Origin of the sequence: Psychrobacter sp. NG25, from assembly GCF_015234355.1 — a bacterium.
Taxonomy (GTDB): domain Bacteria; phylum Pseudomonadota; class Gammaproteobacteria; order Pseudomonadales; family Moraxellaceae; genus Psychrobacter.
The window spans coordinates 1-5,585 of sequence record NZ_JADGMV010000013.1 but is presented as its reverse complement, the minus strand read 5'-3'; the positions used below and the strand labels follow the sequence as shown (position 1 = coordinate 5,585).

General features: G+C 48.1%; 2 tRNA genes and 3 rRNA genes. All 5 read right to left on the bottom strand.

Annotated elements, in window-relative coordinates:
• Nucleotides 1-82: ribosomal RNA gene (rrf, locus tag IPZ60_RS14055) — 5S ribosomal RNA — on the bottom strand; the annotation flags it as partial.
• Nucleotides 83-272: 190 nt separating this feature from the next.
• Nucleotides 273-3,134, bottom strand: a 23S ribosomal RNA gene (locus IPZ60_RS14050).
• Nucleotides 3,135-3,475: 341 nt separating this feature from the next.
• Nucleotides 3,476-3,551 (bottom strand) — tRNA-Ala (locus tag IPZ60_RS14045).
• 8 nt (nucleotides 3,552-3,559) lie between these two features.
• Nucleotides 3,560-3,636: transfer RNA gene (locus IPZ60_RS14040), tRNA-Ile, on the bottom strand.
• A gap of 89 nt (nucleotides 3,637-3,725) precedes the next feature.
• Nucleotides 3,726-5,264: ribosomal RNA gene (locus tag IPZ60_RS14035) — 16S ribosomal RNA — on the bottom strand.
• Nucleotides 5,265-5,585: the final 321 nt, after the last annotated feature.

Genomic DNA, 5,585 nt, shown 5'->3' with positions numbered 1-5,585 from the left:
CCACACTACCATTGGCGCAACGATGTTTCACTTCTGAGTTCGGGAAGGGATCAGGTGGGGCCATCGCGCTATTGTCGTCAGCAAAGGGGGTTAGATATGAGTCTGTTGTTTTTATTGTTTGACTATAAATTTTACTTTTTAGTCGACCAACTTATAACCTAACTGAATCAAGGTTAAAGGTGATATCGAAATATTCTTTCTTATTCTATAAGCCACTACAGCTCATACAAGATAGATTAATTAGACTTGTATACAAACCACTTGGGTGTTGTATGGTCAAGCCAAACGAGCAATTAGTACAGGTTAGCTACATGCATCGCTGCACTTCCACACCCTGCCTATCAACGTCCTAGTCTTGAACGGCTCTTTAGGGAAATCTAATCTTGAGGTGGGCTTCCCGCTTAGATGCTTTCAGCGGTTATCCCATCCGAACGTAGCTACCGGGCAATGCCACTGGCGTGACAACCCGAACACCAGAGGTTCGTCCACTCTGGTCCTCTCGTACTAGGAGCAGATCCTCTCAAATTTCCAACGCCCACGGTAGATAGGGACCGAACTGTCTCACGACGTTCTAAACCCAGCTCGCGTACCTCTTTAAATGGCGAACAGCCATACCCTTAGGACCTGCTTCAGCCCTAGGATGAGATGAGCCGACATCGAGGTGCCAAACACCGCCGTCGATATGAACTCTTGGGCGGTATCAGCCTGTTATCCCCAGAGTACCTTTTATCCGTTGAGCGATGGCCCTTCCATACAGAACCACCGGATCACTAAGACCTACTTTCGTACCTGCTCGACTTGTGGGTCTCGCAGTTAAGCGCGCTTTTGCCTTTATACTCTACGACCGATTTCCGACCGGTCTGAGCGCACCTTCGTACTCCTCCGTTACTCTTTAGGAGGAGACCGCCCCAGTCAAACTACCCACCATACATTGTCCTCGGTATTGTTATACCTGAGTTAGAACCCCAACATGACCAGGGTGGTATTTCAAGATTGGCTCCACAAACACTAGCGTGTCTGCTTCAAAGCCTCCCACCTATCCTGCACAAGTCAGGTCAAAGTTCAATGTAAAGCTGTAGTAAAGGTTCACGGGGTCTTTCCGTCTAGCCGCGGGTACACAGCATCTTCACTGCGATTTCGATTTCACTGAGTCTCTGCTGGAGACAGCGCTGCCATCATTATGTCATTCGTGCAGGTCGGAACTTACCCGACAAGGAATTTCGCTACCTTAGGACCGTTATAGTTACGGCCGCCGTTTACTGGGGCTTCGATCAAGAGCTTCGCTTACGCTAACCCCATCAATTAACCTTCCAGCACCGGGCAGACATCACACCCTATACGTCCACTTTCGTGTTTGCAGAGTGCTGTGTTTTTAATAAACAGTTGCAGCAGCCTGGTATCTGCGACTGTCAACAGCTCAAGGAGCAAGTCCTATCACCACCAACAGCGTACCTTCTCCCGAAGTTACGGTACCATTTTGCCTAGTTCCTTCAGCAGAGTTCTCTCAAGCGCCTTGGTATTCTCTACCTGATCACCTGTGTCGGTTTAGGGTACGATTCGTTTATAACTATTGCTTAGAAGCTTTTCCTGGAAGCATGGTATTTGCCACTTCACTGTACAAGTACAGCTTGCTATCAGATCTCAGCCATGTAGTAGCCCGGATTTACCTAAGCCACAAGCCTACATCCTTTCACCTGGACAACCAACGCCAGGCTGACATAACCTTCTCCGTCCCTCCATCGCATTATAAACAAGTATCAGAATATTAACTGATTTCCCATCGACTACGCCTTTCGGCCTCGCCTTAGGGGTCGACTCACCCAGCCCCGATTAACGTTGGACTGGAACCCTTGATCTTCCGGCGTGCGAGCTTTTCACTCGCATTATCGTTACTCACGTCAGCATTCGCTCTTGTGATACCTCCAGCATGCCTTACGACACACCTTCACAGGCTTACACAACGCTCCCCTACCACTTGAAAACAAATTCAAATCCGCAGCTTCGGCTCCTAGTTTGAGCCCCGTTACATCTTCCGCGCGGGCCGACTCGACTAGTGAGCTATTACGCTTTCTTTAAAGGATGGCTGCTTCTAAGCCAACCTCCTAGCTGTCTATGCCTTCCCACCTCGTTTCCCACTTAACTAGGAATTTGGGGCCTTAGCTGGCGGTCTGGGTTGTTTCCCTCTCCACAATGGACGTTAGCACCCACTGTGTGTCTCCCGGATATCACTCATCGGTATTCGGAGTTTGCATCGGTTTGGTAAGTCGGTATGACCCCCTAGCCGAAACAGTGCTCTACCCCCAATGGTGTTCGTCCGAGGCGCTACCTAAATAGCTTTCGGGGAGAACCAGCTATCACCGAGTTTGATTAGCCTTTCACCCCTATCCACAAGTCATCCCCTGGCTTTTCAACGACAGTGGGTTCGGTCCTCCGGTGCCTGTTACGGCACTTTCAACCTGCTCATGGATAGATCACTCGGTTTCGGGTCTATACCCTGCAACTAAACGCCCTATTAAGACTCGGTTTCCCTACGGCTCCCCTAAACGGTTAACCTTGCTACAGAATATAAGTCGCTGACCCATTATACAAAAGGTACGCAGTCACTCCAATAAATTGAAGCTCCTACTGCTTGTACGCACACGGTTTCAGGTTCTATTTCACTCCCCTCACAGGGGTTCTTTTCGCCTTTCCCTCACGGTACTGGTTCACTATCGGTCAGTCAGGAGTATTTAGCCTTGGAGGATGGTCCCCCCATCTTCAAACAGGATTTCTCGTGCCCCGCTCTACTTAATATGTTAACTCTAATGTTTCGAATACAGGACTATCACCTACTACGGTCAGCTTTCCCACGCTGTTCTTCTACATTAGAATTAATCGGCTTCTCCCCGTTCGCTCGCCGCTACTAGGGGAATCTCATTTGATGTCTATTCCTAAGGGTACTGAGATGTTTCACTTCCCCTCGTTCGCTTCTTGTACAAGTACAAGATACCTACCTTATGGTAAGTGGGTTTCCCCATTCAGAAATCTCCGGATCACAGGATATTGCCGCCTCCCCGAAGCTTATCGCAGGCTGTCACGTCTTTCATCGCCTCTGACTGCCAAGGCATCCACCATGTGCGCTTCATTACTTGACCATACAACCCCAAGTAGTCTTTCGACTTCATAGTGTCATACAATCTAATTATGATAACGATATCACCTAATTTTATACGCTTGATTCAGTTCTCTTATTACTTTTTTAATAACTCACCCCTGGGATAACAACTGATGTCGTTAAGAGGTGAGTTATTAAGGTTAGGAAGTGCGCGTGAACACGCTCCTCCTAACCCAGACTCATATCTATGTTTTTAAATAGTCTCTATGCTCTCGTCGAGTCACAGATTCTGTATAAAACAGAAAGAAGTAATCAATTAAAATCACTTGTTTCTATTTAATACCTATTTTATTTATTAGCATCTAAAGTTCGTATTTATAGTGGTGGAGCCAAACGGAGTCGAACCGTTGACCTCCTGCGTGCAAGGCAGGCGCTCTACCAACTGAGCTATGGCCCCGTAAATAATGGTAGGCCTGGGCAGACTTGAACTGCCGACCCCCGCGTTATCAACACGGTGCTCTAACCAGCTGAGCTACAGGCCTTTGTATGCCTACAAAGGCAAAAGCTAATAAATACTAGCTTAAACTAAAGAACAACTTGTTGTGAATTCTTGCTGACCGAATGTCATCTATAAGGAGGTGATCCAGCCGCAGGTTCCCCTACGGCTACCTTGTTACGACTTCACCCCAGTCATCAACCACACCGTGGTGATCGCCTTCCCGAAGGTTAGGCTAACCACTTCTGGTGCAATCAACTCCCATGGTGTGACGGGCGGTGTGTACAAGGCCCGGGAACGTATTCACCGCGGCATTCTGATCCGCGATTACTAGCGATTCCTACTTCATGGAGTCGAGTTGCAGACTCCAATCTGGACTACGATAGGCTTTTTGAGATTCGCATCACATCGCTGTGTAGCTGCCCTCTGTACCTACCATTGTAGCACGTGTGTAGCCCTGGTCGTAAGGGCCATGATGACTTGACGTCGTCCCCGCCTTCCTCCAGTTTGTCACTGGCAGTATCCTTAGAGTTCCCGGCTTAACCCGCTGGTAACTAAGGACAAGGGTTGCGCTCGTTGCGGGACTTAACCCAACATCTCACGACACGAGCTGACGACAGCCATGCAGCACCTGTATTCTAATTCCCGAAGGCACTCCCGCATCTCTGCAGGATTCTAGATATGTCAAGACCAGGTAAGGTTCTTCGCGTTGCATCGAATTAAACCACATGCTCCACCGCTTGTGCGGGCCCCCGTCAATTCATTTGAGTTTTAACCTTGCGGCCGTACTCCCCAGGCGGTCTACTTATTGCGTTAGCTGCGTCACTAAGTCCTCAAGGGACCCAACGACTAGTAGACATCGTTTACGGCGTGGACTACCAGGGTATCTAATCCTGTTTGCTACCCACGCTTTCGAGCCTCAGTGTCAGTATTATGCCAGAAGGCTGCCTTCGCCATCGGTATTCCTCCAGATCTCTACGCATTTCACCGCTACACCTGGAATTCTACCTTCCTCTCACATACTCTAGCTCTACAGTTTCAGATGCAGTTCCCAGGTTGAGCCCGGGGATTTCACATCTGACTTATAGAGCCACCTACGCTCCCTTTACGCCCAGTAATTCCGATTAACGCTTGCACCCTCTGTATTACCGCGGCTGCTGGCACAGAGTTAGCCGGTGCTTATTCTGCAGCTAATGTCATCGTCCGTGGGTATTAACCACGGAGTCTTCTTCACTGCTTAAAGTGCTTTACAACCAAAAGGCCTTCTTCACACACGCGGCATGGCTGGATCAGGGTTTCCCCCATTGTCCAATATTCCCCACTGCTGCCTCCCGTAGGAGTCCGGGCCGTGTCTCAGTCCCGGTGTGGCTGATCATCCTCTCAGACCAGCTACAGATCGTCGCCATGGTAGGCCTTTACCCCACCATCTAGCTAATCCGACTTAGGCTCATCTAATAGCGAGAGCAGTAAACTGCCCCCTTTCTCCCGTAGGTCGTATGCGGTATTAATACGAGTTTCCCCGTGCTATCCCCCACTACTAGGTAGATTCCTAAGTATTACTCACCCGTCCGCCGCTCGACGCCTGATAGCAAGCTATCATCGTTTCCGCTCGACTTGCATGTGTTAAGCCTGCCGCCAGCGTTCAATCTGAGCCATGATCAAACTCTTCAGTTTAATCTTGCTATGAAGTCCTTTAAAGAGACTTCTAAACTTGGCTCATCTAATCTGGCAAAATCGCTAAAAATTATGTTCGTAATGAATTAACTTTGAGTTTTTTTACTGTCTTAAATGATAATTTTTATAGTTAGAATCCTATCGAAAAGATAGTCAACCAACTTTATTTTTTAACATTCTGAATCAGCAAAAATCCACACAAGTTGTTCTTTAGTTATGCTTTTAAATAATGCTAATCACTGTCGTCCAGTGTTAGTATTTCAACTAAACAGTCATAGCCAATGTGGCTTATCCTATTTAGCGAGCTGACTATCATATCAT